Source organism: Desulfobacter hydrogenophilus, assembly GCF_004319545.1.
GTDB classification, from domain to species: domain Bacteria; phylum Desulfobacterota; class Desulfobacteria; order Desulfobacterales; family Desulfobacteraceae; genus Desulfobacter; species Desulfobacter hydrogenophilus.
The window spans coordinates 4,916,553-4,935,570 of sequence record NZ_CP036313.1; the positions used below are offsets into that span (position 1 = coordinate 4,916,553).

At 45.6% G+C, this 19,018-nt stretch carries 14 protein-coding genes and 1 tRNA gene; 10 read left to right on the top strand and 5 right to left on the bottom strand.

Annotated features, from left to right (window positions below; all coding sequences use genetic code 11):
* Positions 1–52 precede the first annotated feature (52 nt).
* Together EYB58_RS21885 and EYB58_RS21890 are read left to right on the top strand one after the other, a co-directional pair.
* A complete protein-coding gene (locus EYB58_RS21885) occupies positions 53–1,819 on the top strand; it encodes a long-chain-fatty-acid--CoA ligase (RefSeq protein WP_111958923.1) in 1,767 nt (588 codons plus the stop codon).
* A gap of 193 nt (positions 1,820–2,012) precedes the next feature.
* A complete protein-coding gene (locus EYB58_RS21890) occupies positions 2,013–2,933 on the top strand; it encodes a manganese-dependent inorganic pyrophosphatase (protein WP_111958925.1) in 921 nt (306 codons plus the stop codon).
* Positions 2,934–3,013: 80 nt separating this feature from the next.
* On the opposite strand, the gene EYB58_RS21895 is transcribed toward EYB58_RS21890, so the two are convergent.
* Complete coding sequence (locus tag EYB58_RS21895) at positions 3,014–3,475, bottom strand: PilZ domain-containing protein (protein ID WP_111958927.1); 462 nt, start codon at positions 3,473–3,475, stop codon at positions 3,014–3,016.
* A 789-nt stretch (positions 3,476–4,264) separates the two neighbouring features.
* On the opposite strand from EYB58_RS21895, the gene EYB58_RS21900 reads away from it, so the two are divergent.
* Together EYB58_RS21900 and EYB58_RS21905 are read left to right on the top strand one after the other, a co-directional pair.
* Complete coding sequence (locus EYB58_RS21900) at positions 4,265–5,536, top strand: metallophosphoesterase family protein (RefSeq protein ID WP_111958929.1); 1,272 nt, start codon at positions 4,265–4,267, stop codon at positions 5,534–5,536.
* Positions 5,526–9,038 (top strand): YhaN family protein, encoded by a 3,513-nt coding sequence (locus EYB58_RS21905; protein WP_111958931.1) that lies wholly within the window; start codon positions 5,526–5,528, stop codon positions 9,036–9,038. The genes EYB58_RS21900 and EYB58_RS21905 overlap by 11 nt, the downstream gene beginning before the upstream one ends.
* 20 nt (positions 9,039–9,058) lie before the next feature.
* On the opposite strand, the gene EYB58_RS21910 is transcribed toward EYB58_RS21905, so the two are convergent.
* Positions 9,059–9,562, bottom strand: coding sequence for a hypothetical protein (locus tag EYB58_RS21910; protein ID WP_111958933.1), 504 nt, complete (start codon positions 9,560–9,562; stop codon positions 9,059–9,061).
* A 569-nt stretch (positions 9,563–10,131) separates the two neighbouring features.
* Between EYB58_RS21910 and EYB58_RS21915 the strand changes: the two genes are divergently transcribed.
* On the top strand, positions 10,132–10,968 hold the full coding sequence (locus tag EYB58_RS21915; protein WP_111958935.1) for a cytidylate kinase-like family protein: 837 nt from the start codon (positions 10,132–10,134) through the stop codon (positions 10,966–10,968).
* A gap of 145 nt (positions 10,969–11,113) precedes the next feature.
* Here the strand turns inward: EYB58_RS21915 and EYB58_RS21920 are convergent.
* Positions 11,114–11,189: transfer RNA gene (locus EYB58_RS21920), tRNA-His, on the bottom strand.
* 164 nt (positions 11,190–11,353) lie between these two features.
* On the opposite strand from EYB58_RS21920, the gene EYB58_RS23410 reads away from it, so the two are divergent.
* A complete protein-coding gene (locus EYB58_RS23410; protein WP_165477792.1) occupies positions 11,354–11,530 on the top strand; it encodes a hypothetical protein in 177 nt (58 codons plus the stop codon).
* Positions 11,531–11,543: 13 nt separating this feature from the next.
* Positions 11,544–13,460, top strand: coding sequence for a selenocysteine-specific translation elongation factor (gene selB / locus EYB58_RS21925; protein WP_111958937.1), 1,917 nt, complete (start codon positions 11,544–11,546; stop codon positions 13,458–13,460).
* Positions 13,461–13,463: 3 nt separating this feature from the next.
* Here the strand turns inward: selB and hemW are convergent, their stop codons facing one another.
* Positions 13,464–14,645 carry a radical SAM family heme chaperone HemW gene (gene hemW / locus EYB58_RS21930; RefSeq protein ID WP_111958939.1) on the bottom strand — a complete coding sequence of 394 codons (1,182 nt, stop codon included), beginning with the start codon at positions 14,643–14,645 and terminating at the stop codon, positions 13,464–13,466.
* On the bottom strand, positions 14,638–15,801 hold the full coding sequence (locus EYB58_RS21935) for a radical SAM protein (protein WP_111958941.1): 1,164 nt from the start codon (positions 15,799–15,801) through the stop codon (positions 14,638–14,640). Before EYB58_RS21935 ends, hemW begins: the two co-directional genes overlap by 8 nt.
* 212 nt (positions 15,802–16,013) lie before the next feature.
* Here EYB58_RS21935 and EYB58_RS21940 point away from each other — a divergent pair, with 212 nt between their 5' ends.
* The 3 genes from EYB58_RS21940 to kdsB are packed head-to-tail and all read left to right on the top strand — an operon-like array spanning position 16,014 to position 19,016.
* Positions 16,014–17,198, top strand: coding sequence for a DegT/DnrJ/EryC1/StrS family aminotransferase (locus EYB58_RS21940; protein WP_111958943.1), 1,185 nt, complete (start codon positions 16,014–16,016; stop codon positions 17,196–17,198).
* Between the two features lie 10 nt (positions 17,199–17,208).
* A complete protein-coding gene (locus EYB58_RS21945; RefSeq protein ID WP_111958945.1) occupies positions 17,209–18,276 on the top strand; it encodes an iron-containing alcohol dehydrogenase family protein in 1,068 nt (355 codons plus the stop codon).
* A 2-nt stretch (positions 18,277–18,278) separates the two neighbouring features.
* On the top strand, positions 18,279–19,016 hold the full coding sequence (gene kdsB / locus EYB58_RS21950) for a 3-deoxy-manno-octulosonate cytidylyltransferase (RefSeq protein WP_111958947.1): 738 nt from the start codon (positions 18,279–18,281) through the stop codon (positions 19,014–19,016).
* Positions 19,017–19,018 lie beyond the last annotated feature (2 nt).

The window sequence follows — 19,018 nt, forward strand, 5'->3', positions numbered from 1 at the left end:
TGCGCCATCTTGACGGCAGTCGGGTTGATATACAATAAAAAGGAGGTCCCCCATGGCAGATCAGACAAACCAGGCAAACCAGGCAAACACAGTAGCCGGTCCCTGGAACACCCCATTTTGGCCCGAAGGGGTTGCGCACAATGTCACCGATTACCACTATCCGGTTTTCAAACTGCTGGACGATTCGGCAGCCCGTTATCCCAATCAAGTTTTCACCATATTCAACGGAGCAAAAAAGACCTTTTCCCAGGTTAAAGACACGGCTGACCGGATCGCCTATTTTCTGGTAAAAAAAGGCATCAAAAAAGGGGACAAGGTGGCAATAGTCTTGCCCAATCTGCCCCATTTCCCTGAAATATTTTTCGGTATCATGAAGACCGGGGCCGTGGCCGTAAACTGCAACCCGATATACACCCCCACAGAATTAAAACAGCAGCTTAATGATTCCACTGCAAAAATGGTATTCTGCATGGACCACTCCACCTTTTATCCCAATGCAGTCAAGGCCGCTGAAGGCACAGCGATTGAAACCATGGTGGTCTGTAATATCAAAAGCTACCTACCTAAACTCCAGGGATTTTTAGGCGGACTGTTAGGCAAAATTCCCAAAGCCGATCACCATGACCCCGAACATATCATGTTTGACGACATGGTGGCCCGGTCCAGACCCGAGCCGCCCGACATCACCATTGACCCAATCAACGATACGGCGGTCATGCTATACACCGGCGGCACCACAGGCGTCCCCAAGGGGGCAGAACTTGTACACATCAACTTCACCTACCAGGTGACCGCAATCATGGAATATCTAAGGCTGTCCCATGGTGACGGCAAACCGTTGGAAAAAGCATATTACGGAGGATACCATCGTTTTTTAGGCATCTTACCCTGGTATCACAGCTTCGGCATATCCGTAGCCATGCTGTGCGCCGCAGGCTCCGGCAGCAGCCTGGTATGCATCCCGGACCCCAGAACAGGCAAGCCCCCCTTCACGGATGTCCTCAAGGCCGTCCAGAAATACCGCCCCACGCTCATGCCGGCCGTCCCCACAATTTTTGTGGCCTTTACAAACCATGCCAAGCTTGATGAGTATGACCTGTCTTCCCTGATGGGATGCTTTTCAGGGGGAGCACCCATGCCGCCGGATGTATGCCGTCAGTTTGAGGAGAAAACCGGCGCTGTTATTTTTGAAGGATACGGGTTAACGGAAACCGCGCCTGTGCTGTCTGCCAATCCCACCAACCGGGAGATCAGAAAAATAGGCTCCATTGGATTTCCATTACCCGGCACGGACATAAAAATCCTGGATCTTGAGAATCCCACAAAGGAATTGTCCAGGGGCAAAGACGGCGAAGTGGCCGCTTGCGGCCCCCAGGTCATGAAAGGATACTGGAACAATTCCGATGCCAATGCTGACGCTTTTGTCACCATTGCCGGCAAACGCTATTTTCTAACCGGGGATATCGGTCACATTGACGAGGACGGGTATATCCTGATCACGGACAGAAAAAAAGATATGATCCTCGTGGGCGGATTTAATGTATACCCCAGGGATGTAGAAGATATTATATATACTCATCCCAAAGTTGAATTGTGCGCAGTGATCGGGGTAGCAAACAAACACAGTGGTGAAACCGTAAAAGCGGTTATCAAACTCAAACAAGGTCAGACTGCCACCCAGGAAGAATTCATGGCATTTTGCAAGGAAAACATGGCAGGATACAAACGCCCCAGGATCATTGAATTCAAAGATGATATTCCGGTCTCCAACATCGGCAAAGTGCTGCGCAGGGAACTGCGGGCCCCCCATTCCGATTAGCCCCGTCTTCGCACATATCATTCAATTCCTGGCCCGACAGATATTTTTTCAAATTTTGCTTGAGGTTAAGTGCGATTAATTCTATAAGACCAGGTGGTATTAAAGTTAAAACTTAAATGGATGGCTGCCGGTTGTGGGAGTCGTTCATAGAGGATTATAACCTGATGACAACACTAAATTTTTAGGAGGTTTTATGTCAACTCTCGTATTGGGTCACAAAAACCCAGATACCGACTCTGTAGTCGCAGCCATCGCGCTGGCCGATCTGAAAAAAAGCCTTGGTGAAGATATTGCGCCGGCTATTCAGGGCGCCCTGAACCCCGAATCCAAATTTGTCCTGGATAAATTCAGCCTAACTGCCCCTGAAGTTATCACCAGTTATGCAGGCAAAGATGTTTACCTGGTGGATCATTCTGACCTGGCCCAAAGCCCTGACGACCTTGGCGATGCCAATATTCTGGGTATTGTAGACCATCATAAGCTGGGTGATGTAACCACCGGACAGCCCCTGGAATGCTGGATCTGGCCTGTGGGCTGCACCTGCACCGTAATTACTTGCATGTACGATTACTTCAATGTCGAAATTCCCAAAGGCATTGCCGGTGCCATGCTGTGCGCCATCCTGTCCGACACCGTAATTTTCAAATCCGCCACCTGTACAGACAAAGACAAAGAAGTATGTGCAAAGCTGTCTGAAATCTGCGGCGAATCCGATCTTGATACCCTGGGCATTGAAATGTTCAAGGTAAAATCTGCTGTAGACGGCACTCCGGTTCGTGAGCTGGTTCTGCGCGACTACAAAGACTTTAACATGAGTGGTTCCGGCATTGGCTGCGGCCAACTTGAACTGGTTGACCTGTCTATCGTTGACGGCATCAAGGCTGATCTTGAAAAAGACATCCGTGATCTGAAGGCGGAAAAAGGTCATCACACTGTACTGTTGATGCTCACCGACATCATGAAAGAAGGCACCGAGCTTCTCGTCGCTTCTGACGACGAATCTGTTGTTGAAAAAGCCTTTGGTGAAAAACCGGTTGACGGCAAATGCTGGCTGCCCGGCATCATGAGCCGTAAAAAACAGATCATTCCCTTTCTGGAAAAAGTATTTGGTTAGTTAAGTAATTCAAGGGCTTTTGGTGTTTTGCCAAAAGCCCTGCCCTTCATCTTTTAAAATTGGAAGATGAATTAATATTTTTAAGAAGTAAAAAGGACTTCAATGTTTGGTCTGAGCCAGTTTGCCTTTGGATGATTTTCACCTAAGAAAAGAATTCCAATACCTTCATTAGTCTTTCTTGCCACCCGGCCAATCTCCTTGACGGGCTTTAAATCAGGTCTCTGAAAAGTTATCGTGAGTTTATCAAAAATTTTGAAATCATCTAATGGGATAGATTTAATAAAAATCCCAGTCTCACTTATGTTGATACTAATTCCTTTATAAAGTTTTCTTTTAAAGAGGATATCAACTGGCAGCCCATAATCAAACCTTGGAGAATTTCGCCAGTCATATGATTTTTGGTAAGTCATTTTCCTCTCTATTTTTGGGATTTCTTGAAAAAGACCAAATAAACCTATCAATTTAAATGTTCTTTGTAAATAATCAAAATGAAGTATCCCCCTTGTTATGAAAAGATCGACTCCGCACTTTTGCGGCGTCATATCTCCTCAGTTTTGAGGTGATCTTTTTTGCATCCCGGGGGCAATAATTTCGTTCAGAGTTACCTTGGCCGTTAAATAACGCATTCAAAATTTTAGTTCGTAATTGTCGAATCCTTTGTTAAAATATCAACCAATTCGACTTTTAAACAATCCTTTTTTACTGGCAAATAAATACGCTGCAACCAAGAAAGATTTTTTTCCCTTGCATGGAAAAGTGAGCGCAGATATAGACGATAAGACATTTAACCTTAAGGACCACAGATTAAATAACGGCCATGGCCGACCTGGTCTTTCACCGAGCTCAGGCCACAACAAATCATGAAAGGAACTAACCGGTTAGTTTAGTTCTTTCATATAAAAAATTGAACGAAATAGCTTGCCTTTTGGCCCATCTACTTCGTTGCATAAAAGGCCAATAGACCTGCTAGTTAACCTTTAATGCGCCTTGTAGATGAACCCTAATTCGGCGTTATTTCTGCCCAACTTATTTAATCTGCGGTCCTAAGTTAACTTTTTCTTCACATATAACTCCCCATTCGCTTATTTTGAAATCAGAAAAGCCAATTTATAATCATGGGGAGTCATTATTTGCCTAAAAAAAGACAATCCTGAATAATTTTAGTTTTTAATTCTTATATGGTTTGTTTTTTGCATATAAAAATTATGATTTTGCATTCCAAATATGACATAATTTTTCTGAGCAAGAGTATTATAACACAATATATTGTGTGTAAAAATTAACAAAACACTAAAAAAAATAAGCGAATGGGGAGATATAAAAGGTCTACAATGTTTAAATTTATTCATGCAGCCGATATCCATTTAGACAGTCCATTGCGCGGTCTATCCAGATATGAGTCCGCGCCCGTTGATGCCATTCGAAACGCGTGCAGAAGAGCCTTTCAAAATCTGGTGGGTCTGGCGATAGAAGAAAAAGTGGCTTTCGTGCTTTTAGCCGGAGATCTCTATGACGGAGACTGGAAAGACTACAGCACGGGAATTTTTTTAAGCCGGCAAATGGGCCGCTTAAATCAGCATGATATACAAGTATTTTGTGTCGCAGGAAACCATGATGCTGCTAATCGGATGACCAAAGCCTTGGATACGCCCTCAAACATGAAAATTTTTTCTGCCGGAAAAGTGGAAACAGTAAAACTGGAAGAATTGTCTACTGCCATTCATGGGCGCAGTTTCAAAAGCCGGCATGTTGACGAAAACCTGGCAACGGGATTTTGTGAAGCTGAAAAAGGCGTGTTCAATATAGGACTTCTTCATACCAGTCTTGATGGCCGGGAAGGACACGCAAGCTATGCGCCGTGCTCCCTGGATGATCTTATTTCAAAGGGATATCAATACTGGGCATTAGGCCATATCCACAAACAGGAAATCGTTTGTAAAGACCCCCTTGTTGTGTTTCCCGGATGTATACAAGGCCGTCATATTCGGGAGAGCGGCCCAAAGGGTTGTGTTATTGTCACGGTTGAGGACGAAACCGTAAAGGAAATTGAAAAAATTCCCCTTGATGTCCTGCGCTGGACGCAAATACAAATTGATATGACCGATATTGAAGAACGTCGGGATATCCTGGAAAAAATCAGGGAAGCCGTTGAAAAAGAACAAATATCGGCAGAGGACAGGCCCCTTGCAATGAGAATAAAACTGATCGGTACAACAAAGCTGTCTGATCAACTTGCCGCTTTCCCGGAAAGATTTGAACAACAAATTAAAGCGCTTGGGGCTGAAATTGCAGGCGATCAACTTTGGATTGAGCGTGTTGAAAACAAAACCCAGGGAAAATATGATTTAGAAACGGCCCTGGCTGATGATAATGCACTGGGGAAATTACTCAAGTCGATCATTTCAACACCAAATGATGTTGAGATGATAGATGGTTTGGCAGATAAAATAGCAGAACTTCGGCAAAAAGTTCCCCCACAAGCATTTGGGCCCGATACCATTATAGATTTGAACGATGAACAAACCATCAAACGAATAACCCAGGAAGCCCAAAAAATGCTGATCGGCAGAATGCTTTCAAGCGGGGGTGATAATGAGAATTAACCGCCTTGATCTTATGGCTTTCGGACACTTCACAGAAAAATCCTTAGACCTGTCTGATGGTAATTTGGGATTACATATTATTTACGGAGATAATGAAGCCGGGAAAAGTACATCATTGAGAGCGCTTATCGGTTGGCTGTTCGGCATTCAAACCAGAACCAAAGACAACTTTCTTCATTCCAATCCCCAGCTTCGAATAGGTGGAGAATTACAGTTTTTAAATGGACAAAAATTTGAATTTATCAGAAGAAAAGGAAACAAAGACACGCTGCTCAATTTTGGAAGCAATGAGCCGTTAGATGAAAACCGGTTCACACGATTTCTTCCTGCCGGCATTGATGAAACCCTTTTTACTAAACTATGGGGTATTGACCATGGCCGGTTAATTGCCGGTGGCCAGGAACTGTTGGAACAATCCGGGGATCTTGGCCAGGCGTTATTCAGTGCCGCGGTGGGGACTGCGGATTTCAGAAAAATCCTGGAGGGAATGCAAAACAGTGCAGCGGAGATATTCAAACCTCGAAGTTCCAAGGCTCTGTTAAACAAGGCGATATCAGATTATAAAGATGCGCAAAAAAGAATGCGTGATGCCATCCTGCCCGTTTCTAACTGGAAAGCACTGCAAAAAGAGTTATCAAAAAGCAATGCCGATATCAGTGGTGTTGAACAAAAGATCACTGAAACGAACAAACAAAAAAACCGCCTGGAAAGAATCAACCGTGTCAAAGGCGCCCTGGCCCAACGTCGAAACTATCTGGCGAAAATTGAAGAATTAGGCCCTGTGTTGCTGCTGCCCCAAGATTTTACCGACCAACATAAAACAGCCGTAGAAACGCTTCAAAATGCATTAGACTTAAAAGAACGCCTGGGAGTCAAACTTGCCGCCTTAAATAAAGAATCCGGTGCTTTAAGTGTCCGGGATGATCTGCTGAAAAATGAAGATGCGATCCTAATGCTCTACAAAAATCTTGGTGCGGTTGAAAAAACAAATGCGGACCGACCCCAGCAGGATGGAAAAAGACGGTTGTTGCGCAATGATGCCCAAACCCTGTTAAAAGGTATCCGGCCTGATATGGATTTAGATGACGCAGATCAACTCAGGCCCCTTCTAAACAATAAAAAATGGATCTCGGGATTGGTCCGGAAGAACAGTTTATTGATACAAAAGGAAGCAGGATTCAAAGCCGCATTAAAAGATCTGCTGGACGAACAAAAATCACTTAAAAGTAAATTAGAAGATATATCACAAAGTCAAATTGACTTAACGCAGTTAAAAGCGTCAATTGCTTCAGCACGCAAAGCAGGAGACATTGAACAACGCCTGGATGACATTACAATACAGGCCGCACAAGAAAACGCAGCCGGGAAAAATGAATTTGCAAGATTAGGGAACTACCACGGCACGGCAGACGCATTGTTATCTATGATTTTACCGGTTCCTGAGACCATAGACCGGTTTGAAAAAGAAAACGATGAACTTATAGAAAAATTCAAAACCGCATCCCGAAAAAAGCAGGAACTGGAAGATGAAAAAAAACAGGCTGAACAGGAGTTAAACGCTTTATTATTAAAAGAAGACGTACCTCAAATTGCTGATTTAGAGGCATTGCGTAAAGACCGAGATCTGGGATGGGCATTAATAAAACAAAAATATATCCAACAACTGGATATCAGCAACACGCTTTCGGCATATACACAAGAAATTGACTTACCAACTGTTTATGAAAAAAAAATCAGACAAGCTGATAATATATCAGACCGCCTGAGGCTGGATGCTGATCAGGTGGTTAAACGGGCAGAACTGGAAGCCCAGATTGATAGCATGGTGTCTCAAATCAATGAGCTGTCAACGGTTCTCGAAAAAACAAAAAAGGATCAAACTGATTTTAATATCAGGTGGACGGATATTTGGAAGTCTTTAAATATTATTGCCGGCACCCCCCGGGAAATGAAACAGTGGTTGCTGAAAGCAGAAAGGCTGATCGAAAAAATCCAAACGGTAAAGGCCGTTTCAACCAATAAAGAAAAACTGTCTGAAGCGTGCGATCAGTTAAAAAAACTGATTTCAAATCAGATTTTCCAATTTAATCCTTTGCAAAAGACAAAAGAAAAACGCCTTGAAGCATTGATTTCATTGTGTGAACAACGAATTGAAAAAGAACAAAAAGAGCGTGATAAACGTCGTGAAATAGAGCTGTCTTTAAAGGATTCAGGAATCCGTTTAAAGCGAACCCAGGATGAGCTGAAAACGGTTAAAAATGATTTGATGGCCTGGTCCGATGAATGGAAAAAAGCAATAGACGGCCTAAGCCTGAAAACCGACGTACACCCGGAAACAGTTACCGAAATCGTTGACAACCTGGTGCTGTTCTTCCAAAAATTCGATCAATCTGAAGAGTTGCGTAAAAGAATTTACGGCATGGATAAGGTTAAAGAAAACTTTCACAGCAAAGTTTATGAATTTGCCAAGCGCATTGAATTCAAAACAGACGATCAGGATGCACTGACAATTGCGGCTCTTTTACATCGAGATCTGAATGCTGCGCGCGAAGCCCGGGCAAGTTTAATCAAAATTAAAGACCAACTTGATGAAAAAGAGCAGGATATACAAGCGGTCAATATTACTATCCGCCATTCACAAGAAAAAATTATCGAATTAAAAAAGCAAGCCAGGACTGAAACAGATGGGGCACTTATTAAGGCCGCTGAAAGATCAAACAATAAGCGTGATCTGTTAGAACGCATTGAAACGCTTGAACAGGAACTTAATCGCAATGGTGACGGTTTAAGCATTGCCGCGTTGGAAGAAGAGTTAAACAATTGTGAAATTGACGCCATAGAAGCCGAGACTGAAAAAATATCCATTGAGCTAAACGACCTTCAATCCCAAAGAGACAATTTACGAGATCAGCGGCGGACAATTCAAGACGAAATCAAAGAAAAAGATGGGAATGCGCTGGCAGCCAACGCGTCCGCACAATCAGAAGAACATCTGGCCGGCATAGCCCAGCATGCTGAACATTATCTGCGTTTCCAGATAGGCGCGCTCATCCTTGAACAGCAAATAGAAAGCTACAGAAAAGAAAATCAGGCTCCTGTATTAGGCAGAGCAGGTGAATTATTTTCTACGCTTACATTGGGTTCCTACGCAGGGCTGAGGGACGAACTGGATTCTTCCGGAAAGCCAATACTGCTTGGTGTTCGACCGGACGATCACGAGGTGGCCATAGCCGGCATGAGTGACGGGTCCCGGGATCAACTCTATCTTGCTTTGCGCCTGGCGACCCTTGAGCAGCATATAAAAAAAGAAGAACCCATGCCCTTTGTTGTAGATGATATCCTTATCGGATTTGATGATGATCGAACCTGTGTCTGCCTGGAAGTGCTGGCCCAATTATCAACAAACATTCAAGTCCTGCTTTTTACACACCATCAACGGGTGCTGGAATTGGCAATGAACTGTAATGAAAGCGATAGGATTTTTCAACACAGGCTTTCTTAACGAATTAGGCTTGGGATTGCTTAATGGGCTTTTTTTGTAACGGCGGGATCCACAACCACCAGAGGAACGCCTAACCTTTCTTTAAGTTTCTTGATCCGGGCAAATGCAGGTGCATGGTCATGGGAGGGGTCAAATACGGCAAGAACGATATCATGGTGGGAATCAACGTAGCCGGATAAAACATTTTCAGGACTGCCGGCACTCAATGCGACAGAATAGGGAACCGGACAGTTCAAATTTTTAAGCATTTTTTTCAACGGCCCGGAGATACCCGCAAGGTGTTTGGTGTCCTGGCCGAACATATCACGGTGTTCTATTTCAATATTTCCGATTTTGCCGCCTATATTATTTGAATAATTTGTATGATCTGCCGTATAATCCGCGCCAAGTGTTCTGCCTTTTCTATTGTTTATAAACTGGAGAATACACAGCCGGGCACTGATATGCTTACACAAATCAGCGGCATATTTAAAAATCGGACGGGAGGGATCATTCCCGTCAATGGCAAGCAGTATCTGCTTCATCTTACCCCTTTCTGTTATTTTTTAAGAACCCGTGCGAGAAAATTTATGGGAAACACCAATGTTAATAGAATGAATCAGCATTTTATATACCAGACAATGCAGGTTCCTCAATTTTTTCTTTATACCACGCCCACAAGAGCCTTCAGCGATCAGAAAAAGGCAAGTTGCCTGGATCGTGAAAACAGGAGGCTGTTTCATTTTGAAATAGAGGTATTTTCAAAAAGCACCAAAGCATACTGATATCATTTACAATACGCACCTATTGCAGAAAATATATCCCCTGTTATGATTTGCAACGCAGTTTTTACCTTGAAATTTTAGCCCCGTCATTTAGGATAAATGATATATATAACAGGCACGGGCTGAACTTTCTTTTTACCGTGGTTCAGCCCACAACGAAAGTTGAAAGATCTGTGCCGGCTACACAGATCTTTCTTATAACAGCCACGGACTGACCTGGCCTATCAACACCCAGGCCCAGTCCACAACGAAACAAGAAAGTAATTCAACAACTTATTGAAACTTTCATATAAAAAAACGTATTATAAAATTAAAAGAAAGGGGTTACAATGTCCGTTATCACCATCTCAAGAGGTTCTTACAGTCGCGGAAAGGAAGTTGCTGAAAAGGTAGCCTCTGAACTGGGTTATAAATGTATTTCCCGTGATATTCTGCTTGAAGCGTCGGAAGAATTCAATATCCCGGAGATCAGACTGATCAGGGCACTTCATGACGCACCATCCGCTCTTGAAAGATACACCCACGGCAGGGAACGCTATGTAAGTTATATCCGGAAGGCGCTCTTACAGCATATCCAAAAAGACAATATTGTTTATCACGGACTGGCGGGGCACTATTTTTTGCTGGATCTTCCCAATGTCCTGAAAATCAGAATCACATCGGATATAGAGGAACGTGTAAAAGAAGAAGTCCGGCGGGAAAATATATCCGAGGAAAAAGCACGCTATATCCTGAAAAAAGATGATGATGAGCGAAGGAAATGGGGCCTGAGGTTATACGGAATTGATACATGGGACAGTAAACTTTATGATATGGTCATCAATATAAAAAACCTTTCAGTTGAGGATGCCGCAGACCTGATTTGCCGAGCGGTTCGAAAACCCAATTTTAAAACCACACCCAAATCGGAAAAAATGCTTGATGATGCCCTTCTTGCCGCAAAAGTTCATGCGGCTCTTGTGAAATTATCTCCAAAAAGCATTGTCACAGCCGATGACGGTGTTGTAAGGATCGGTGATCCGGAAGTTTCGTTGGACATAAAAAATGATGCATATAATGAAATAAAAAAAATTGCTGAAAATGTCGAAGGCGTTAAAGAGGTTATTATAAGTATGAACAAAAAAACCGATGACCACCATGCCGTTAATCCATTCCACAATATATGACCATAAACCTTAGAGCTTGTTTGGGAATTGGGGCCATTTTCATGAGATTTCGCTTCGATCCCCTAATTATCAAACAAGCTCTTAGCCGAGACAACGCATTTCACCAATAAAAAAAGCAGCCAATCGGCTGCTTTTGAAATCTTTGTGGGGTGAGTGACCGGGATTGAACCGGCGGCCACCAGGGCCACAACCTGGTGCTCTACCGACTGAGCTACACCCACCACAAAAAACTCTGCATAACTATCAGAACTGCTTTTCTTTTTCAAGTCTTTTTTTGCACTATTAATGAAATTTGAGTTACATATTGTGATTGACCTGCCCTGCCCCTTTGATTATTATTCTTTAAATATTTACAAACAAAACACGCAACAAGGCGGTTAATATAATGAATATGAATACGCTGATCATTTTTACCATACGTCTGATTATAGGCCTTGCATTCGGAATCATCCTTACCCGGCTGTTCAAACCGGACTGGGGCATCTTCCATGGTGTTGCCACAGGCATAATTCTTGTGGCCCTGGCTTATGGCATGAGCTATTACAGAAAATCCAAAGGGTAACAGGCAGGCATTTGTGGACAATATAATTCTGGGCACAGCAGGACACATTGATCATGGGAAAACCAGCCTGGTCAAGGCATTGACAGGCATTGAAACAGACCGTCTCAAGGAAGAAAAAGAACGCGGTATCACTATAGAACTTGGGTTTGCCTCCCTGGATCTTCCCAATGGACAGCACATCGGCATCGTGGACATGCCCGGTCATGAAAAATTTGTAAAAAACATGGTGGCCGGTTCGTCGGGCATTGATGTGGTGGTCATGGTTATTGCGGCAGATGAAGGCGTCATGCCCCAGACCCGGGAGCACATGGAGATCTGCAACCTCATGGGCATCAACCACGGCATGATTGCCCTGACTAAAACGGATCTTGTGGATGACGATCTGCTGGAACTTGCAATGGACGACATCCATGACTTTATCCAAGACACCTTCCTTGAAGACAAACCCATTGTCCCCGTGTCCTCTGCCACAGGCCAAGGGCTGGAGGACTTTTTAAGCACCCTTGAAGAAATATGTACACAAATCCCGCCCCGTAAATTTTCTTCCATTTTCCGACTTCCCGTGGACCGGGTATTTTCCATGAAAGGGTTCGGCACGGTCATCACCGGAACTCTGATTTCAGGTCAGGTGAGCGTGGGCCAGGACATCATGGTGTTTCCAAGGAAAATCACATCAAAGGTCCGGGGCCTGCAGGTGCATTCCAGCTCGGTGGAAACAGCCATAGCCGGTACCCGGACGGCCATCAATTTCCAGGGTCTTGACCGGGAAGCCGTATTCAGAGGCGATGTACTCTCCACGCCGGGGGCTTTGATTGAAAGCTATATGGTGGATGCACAGTTTCATTACCTGAAAAGCAATGCCAAGCCGGCCAAAGCCCGGACAAGGGTAAGATTCCATTCGGGCACAAGTGAAATACAAGGGTACATGATCCTGCTGGACAGGGAAACGCTTTTGCCCGGGGACACGGCACCGGTTCAGTTCCGCCTGGAATCCCCGGTCTGCTGTATCAAAGACGACAGATACGTTATCCGATCCTACTCTCCTGTTAAAACCATCGGGGGCGGTGCCATCCTCAACCCGGTGTCCCAGAAATACAAGCTTAAAGACACGGCTACGATTGAAGGACTTTATGACCTTGCTGCACAGGATGATGAAAAAACCATTGCCTATTTTCTCTCCATCAAGGGATATTCCGGGTTGACCTTAAATGAATTAAGGGTCATGACCAATGTCCCGGACAAAAAACTGGCTGCCGCTTTGCAGAAAATGCTTGCAAAACAGGAAGCTGTCATAACGGACAAGGAGAAGCAGATCTATGTACATGGCACTATTTTTGATGAATTTAAGGAAAAAGTACTGGAACGGCTGACCATCTATCACCAGGCAAACCCTTTGAAGGAAGGCATGCCGGCCCAGGAGCTGAAATCCAAATTTCAATATGTGGATGATGCCCGGTTTTTCAACATCCTGTTCCACCGCCTGGAAAAGGAAAACCTCATTGTTCTGAACAAAAACCTTGTGAAACTTTCAGAATTCAAGGTGGCCCTGCAGGTGGACCAGCATGAAACCAAAGAAAAAATTGCCAACATTTACAAAAAAGCTGGTCTGACCCCACCCTTTTTCCGCACCATATGCCAAGATCTGGACCTGGACCAGAAAACGGGGAAGGATGTGATGCAGATGCTCATTGATGAAAAACAGGTGATCAAAACAAAAGATGACCTATTTTTTGATGCCGTTGCCGTCAATAATCTTGCAACAGAACTCATTGAATTCCTCAAAGCCAATGAAAAGATCACCACACCGCAATTTAAGGATATGACCGGCATTTCCAGAAAATATGTTATCCCTTTGATTGAATATTTTGACGCCATGCACCTGACCATACGGGTTGAGGACCACCGGCAGTTAAGGAAGAAACTGGCCTGAGCATCAAATTTTTTCAACAAAAGAAGTAACGATACTGTCCAGGCGCATCCAGCCGTCAAGGGTCAAAACAAATCGTTGCCCGGCGTCCTGGAATCGGGCCAACCCTTTATCTTCAAGGTTGTCCATTAGGCGTTGAAACACGGTTAAAAACCGATTCTGCCACAGGCTTTGCCCGGTTCTAATGTCAAGGCCCATGGATGTCCGCAGCCCCACCATAACAAATTCTATCTGCCGCTGTTCCAGGGTAAGGATTTCACTGTCAAATGCGGGAAATTCTCCTTTTTTCAAGGCTCTGATATATCCATTCAGGTCCGGGGCATTCCAGAACCTTTTATACACAGCCGATCCATCCGTATCGCCCTTTACGGCATAGGAATGGGCGGCCGGCCCGAATCCATGGTAGGGCAACATCTGCCAATACGCACGGTTGTGCAGGGAACGAAGGGCTGTATGCGTTGCAAAACTGGATACTTCATAATGATCCCATCCACGGGCCTTCAAATATGTGGCAACCGCATAGAACAGATCAACCTGATCCGATTGTGCCATAGGTAAAAACTGACCCCGTTCATGCATGGCATGCAGAGCCGTGCCCGGTTCCAGAGTAAGCATATAACAGGAAAGATGCGCAGGCGATAGATCCAAGGCAGCATCCAGCTCCCGGATCAGGTGTTCTCCGGTCTGACCGGGAAGGCCGTAAATAAGATCCAGACTTATATTTTCAATACCGGCAGCACGGACCTTTTCCACGGCATGTACGGCATCATCTGCTGAATGAATACGCCCTAAAAGGGCAAGCTGTACCGGATCAAGTGACTGGACACCGAGGCTTACACGATTAATCCCCATACTTTGGAACGATTTCAAATGGATCTCGTCCAGGGTACCGGGATTGGCTTCAAGGGTGATTTCGGTCTGACGACAAAGGCCAAAGGCGTTGTCCAAAGCTCGCAGAATGGCTTCAAGGTGCTGAGGTCCAAGCAGAGACGGCGTGCCGCCACCGAAGTACACAGTTGCAGCGTTGCCTTTGGGCTGTAATACAGTTGAAGGTGAACGCAGCCGAATTTCCTGGACTAGGGCCGTGACATAATCAGAAATCAAAGAGAGGTTGGTTTTGGAATAAAAATCGCAATACCTGCATTTTTTTATACAAAAGGGAACGTGAATATAAAGGTGCTTACACAAACCGCGTCATCAGCCGGTCAAGAATCTGGTCCACGTTTTTTGGGGTGACGCCGTAATTTTCACAGGCAAGCCGCACCTGGTCCATTTGGGGGCTTGTATCCATATCTTCAAGCCCCTTAAAAAAACCCATGCGCCGACCGATCTGATAAAGGATACGCTCTTGGGGGGCCAATTCAAAAAACCGGTCAATAACCCCAATCATTTTCTCCTTGTCATGGGGCATCTTACCGGTAACAGTTTCAAACAGATTCAGAATGTGATCACTTTTTACACGGGACTGGATATTGTCCAGTGCCTCAAGCATCAGGCGCACTTCCGTGGCAATCATGGCATCACCCGGTTTTTCAAACATACCCCGAAGCTGCCAGTGGGAAAGTTCTGTGGAAGGAGAAAGACCCAGGGTCCGAATTTTGATCACATCCGGATTAATGGCATTCAGTGCTTCAGCGGTCTCAAGGGCATGCTCAATGGACAAATCAACGCCACCTAAACCCGGCATCACATACGTATACAACTTAATACCTGCCTGCCGGATCCGTTTACCCGCCTCTATGTGGCCGGCTCTGTCAACTCCTGTACGCATACGGTTAAGCACCAAATTTGACCCACTTTCAAGGCCCAGATGAATTCGGTTAAGACCAAGTTTATGCAACTGTTCCAGAGTATCGTCAGGCAATTGAAGGATGGTGCTGCTTCTGGCATAGGTGGCAATGGTTTCAGTTTGAGTAAAACAGTCCTTGATATGCCCGAGCACAAAAAGCAGGTCCTTGGGTTTCATAACCAGGGGATTGGCATCCTGGAGGAAAATGGAGGCCATGCCCGCAGCATGCCACTTGACAGCATTGTTGAATGCAACCCGGTCCCGAACCTCGAAAGCGGTATAAATGGAATGAATCCGCTCCTGATCAAAGGCAATGGGCGTGGCATTTTCCTGAAGCAGCCTGTCAATGTATGTACGAACCAGGTCAATGTCTTTAATAATATCTTCCACAGGGCGTATGGAAAATTTCTGCTTTTTATAAACCGGACAAAAGGAACAGCGATTCCACGGGCAGTTCCGGATCAGACGCAGCAGCAGGCTGTATGCATCATTGGCCGGATAAATGGTTCCCTGTTCATATCCCTGGTATGTCTGTGTCTGTTTATCGTCTGTCATAGTAAAAAAACTTGGTAAAAAGAGCTACGGTTTCTGCCTCATATTGAACCTTTCCGATAAAAGGGTTATAAGCATTAGAAAAATGAAAGTCAATATTTGGATCTGTCTTGAAAAGATATCCCGATTTTGTTATTTATTCCTAATTTTTATAGTTAATTATCAAATTTTTCCGCACTGGGCGGAAAGATATGTGCAACACGTAAGGAGATCGCATGCCTGGCTTTGAATTATTTTCAGATGAGGAACGTAAACAGGTCAATGATGTACTGGAAACGGGCGTTTTATTCAGATACGGATTTGAAGGGGCCAGAAACGGCCATTTTAAAGCCCTGGAATTTGAGAAAAAACTGGCCCAAATAACAGGTACGAGGTTCAGCCACCTATGTTCCAGCGGAACAGCAGCCCTTTGCACGGCCCTTGCCGCCTGCGGCATCGGGGCTGGGGACGAGGTTATTGTTCCGCCGTTTACCTTTGTGGCCACATTTGAAGCCTTGATCCAGGCAGGTGCAGTCCCTGTGTTTGCAGACATTGACCAGACCCTTTGCTTGGACCCGGACCGCCTGGAAGCGGCTATAACACCGAGGACCAAGGCAGTAGTACCGGTGCACATGTGCGGGGCCATGGCAAGGATTGATGAGATAAAAGCCTTTTGCGATAAAAAGGGTCTGATACTTTTGGAAGATGCGTGCCAGTCTTTGGGCGCAAGTTTTAAGGGCAGTCATCTGGGCACATTCGGCAAGGCCGGCTGTTTTTCCTTTGACTCGGTTAAAACCGTGACCTGTGGTGAAGGCGGCGGTATTATTACAAATGACGAAGATATTTATACCCGGTGCTGCCAGTATGCCGATCATGGCCATGACCACCTAGGCGGGCCGGACCGAGGCGCGGACGACCATCCCATCATGGGCACCAACTACAGAATATCCGAACTTAATGCCGCAGTGGGGGTTGCCCAGTTAGGCAAACTTGACCGCATCGTTGAAATCCAGAAAAAAAATAAAGCCGCCATAAAAGATGCCATGAAAAAAATTGAAGGCGTTACCTTCCGCGCACTTCCCGACCCGGATGGGGACTCGGCTACCTTCTTGAGCTTTTTTATGCCCACACAAGATCAGGCCGAACAGGCGGCAAAAAAACTTGCAAAAAACGGGGCACCTTGTGCCTACTGGTATAACAACAACTGGCATTATTATAAAGAATGGCACCACCTCAAGAAAATGAAACGTGCAGCCAAACTGCCTTTTGAATTGAGTGCCGACCTGCCGGATTATGAAGGCCTTGTCCTGGAACAAAGTGAAGACATCATGAAACGGGCGCTGTCCATGCAGATCATGCTGTCCTGGACCGATGATGATATGGACAAACGTATACAGGCTGTATTAAATGCTTTAACCTAAGGATTTATCAATGTTCAGAAATTTTAAGCTGGTTCCCAAAATTCTTTTCGGCCGGGGCTGTTTTGCCCAGCTTGACGAGGTAGTGGGCGGTCGGCGCAAGTCCGGTGAAGACTGGGCAGTTTTTGTTGTGGATGATGTATTTAAAGGCAAGGACCTTGAAAAACGCATCCCCTTGCATGACAACGATTTTCTTTTGTGGGTCAATGTCGCGGATGAGCCCAAAACAGGCTATGTGGATAAGCTCACCCTGGAAGCAAAAAATTTCAACGCTGCCTTTCCCTGTGCTGTCATCGGTATTGGGGGCGGCTCCGCCATGGACCTTGCCAAATCCGTCTCTTTGATGCTCACCAATGAGGGTTCATCCACCGAGTACCAGGGATGGGATCTGATCAAGAACCCGGCCGTATGGCATGCAGCCGTACCCACCCTTTCCGGTACGGGTGCCGAGGTTTCCCGGACGGCCGTGCTCACCGGACCCGAGAAAAAACTGGGACTGAACTCCGATTATACGGTGTTTGACCAGGTGGTCCTGGACCCTGAACTGACCAAAGACGTGCCCAAGGAACAGCACTTTTACACCGGCATGGACTGCTATATTCACTGCATTGAGTCTTTGCAGGGCACCTATATCAATGAATTTTCCAAAGCCTATGGGGAAAAATCATTGGATCTTTGCCGCCAGGTATTTGTGGATAACCATCCAGATTCGGCTGACAAGCTGATGATGGCCTCCTTTTTCGGCGGCATGAGCATTGCGTACTCCCAGGTGGGTGCCTGCCATGCCTTGTCCTATGGCCTATCCTATGTGCTTGGCACCCATCACGGTGTAGGCTGCTGCATCACCTTTGACACCCTGGATGAATACTATCCTGACGGGGTGAAAGAATTTCGAGCCATTATGAACAAAACAGGGGTGGACATTCCCAGAGGGCTAACAAAGGACCTTACCGGGGATCAAATGGAAACCATGATCCGTGTAGCATTAGGCCTTGATCCCTTGTGGGAAAACTGCCTGGGTAAAGACTGGAAAAATATCATGACCCGTGACAAGGCCCGCAGCCTTTTTGAGAAGATGTAGCCATGCCCATCGCAGTGATTCCAGCTCGTTTCGGTTCCAGTCGACTTGGGGGCAAGCCGTTGATTAACATTGCAGGCAAGCCCATGATCCAGCGGGTATTTGAGCAATCCCAAAAATCATCCGTGGTGACAAGAACCATTGTTGCCACGGATGATGAACGTATTGTCAGTGCCGTCAAGGCATTTGGCGGAGACGCCGTAATGACCTTGGACACCTGCCGCTCCGGTACGGACCGGGTGGCTGAAACCGCCAAGATGCTTGGTGCGGATGATAAAGATATTATCATCAATATCCAGGGGGATCAGCCTATGTTTGATCCTATAAGCCTTGATGATTTGATCAGGCCCTTTGACGAAGATCCCGGCCTTGCCATGTCCACCCTGGCGTATAAAATCAAAAATCCCCGGGAAATTACAGATCCCAAGGACGTAAAGGTCGTGTTCAATCGCCAGGGCTTTGCCATGTATTTTTCCCGGGCCCAGATTCCCTTTCCCCGGGACGGCCAGACAGATGTAGACTACTATAAGCATTTAGGGTTTTACGCCTATACGAAAGCCTTTCTGGACCAAATCGTCACCCTTGACAGCGGCACCTGCGAACAGGTGGAAAAGCTGGAACAGCTTCGGGTGCTGGAATACGGCTTCCCCATCAAAGTGGCTGTCACCCAATATGATTCACCTGAGATTGATCTGCCCGAAGATATTGAACGTGTTGAAGCAATCCTGCGCGAACACGGCTGATT

What these genes read in the sequence shown, in the direction of transcription:
- EYB58_RS21885 (WP_111958923.1), top strand. Translation starts at nt 53, where the DNA reads ATGGCAGATCAGACAAACCAGGCAAACCAGGCAAACACAGTAGCCGGT.
- EYB58_RS21890 (WP_111958925.1), top strand. Translation starts at nt 2,013, where the DNA reads ATGTCAACTCTCGTATTGGGTCACAAAAACCCAGATACCGACTCTGTA.
- EYB58_RS21895 (WP_111958927.1), bottom strand. Translation starts at nt 3,475, where the DNA reads ATGACGCCGCAAAAGTGCGGAGTCGATCTTTTCATAACAAGGGGGATA.
- EYB58_RS21900 (WP_111958929.1), top strand. Translation starts at nt 4,265, where the DNA reads ATGTTTAAATTTATTCATGCAGCCGATATCCATTTAGACAGTCCATTG.
- EYB58_RS21905 (WP_111958931.1), top strand. Translation starts at nt 5,526, where the DNA reads ATGAGAATTAACCGCCTTGATCTTATGGCTTTCGGACACTTCACAGAA.
- EYB58_RS21910 (WP_111958933.1), bottom strand. Translation starts at nt 9,562, where the DNA reads ATGAAGCAGATACTGCTTGCCATTGACGGGAATGATCCCTCCCGTCCG.
- EYB58_RS21915 (WP_111958935.1), top strand. Translation starts at nt 10,132, where the DNA reads ATGTCCGTTATCACCATCTCAAGAGGTTCTTACAGTCGCGGAAAGGAA.
- EYB58_RS23410 (WP_165477792.1), top strand. Translation starts at nt 11,354, where the DNA reads ATGAATATGAATACGCTGATCATTTTTACCATACGTCTGATTATAGGC.
- EYB58_RS21935 (WP_111958941.1), bottom strand. Translation starts at nt 15,801, where the DNA reads ATGACAGACGATAAACAGACACAGACATACCAGGGATATGAACAGGGA.
- EYB58_RS21940 (WP_111958943.1), top strand. Translation starts at nt 16,014, where the DNA reads ATGCCTGGCTTTGAATTATTTTCAGATGAGGAACGTAAACAGGTCAAT.
- EYB58_RS21945 (WP_111958945.1), top strand. Translation starts at nt 17,209, where the DNA reads ATGTTCAGAAATTTTAAGCTGGTTCCCAAAATTCTTTTCGGCCGGGGC.
- kdsB (WP_111958947.1), top strand. Translation starts at nt 18,279, where the DNA reads ATGCCCATCGCAGTGATTCCAGCTCGTTTCGGTTCCAGTCGACTTGGG.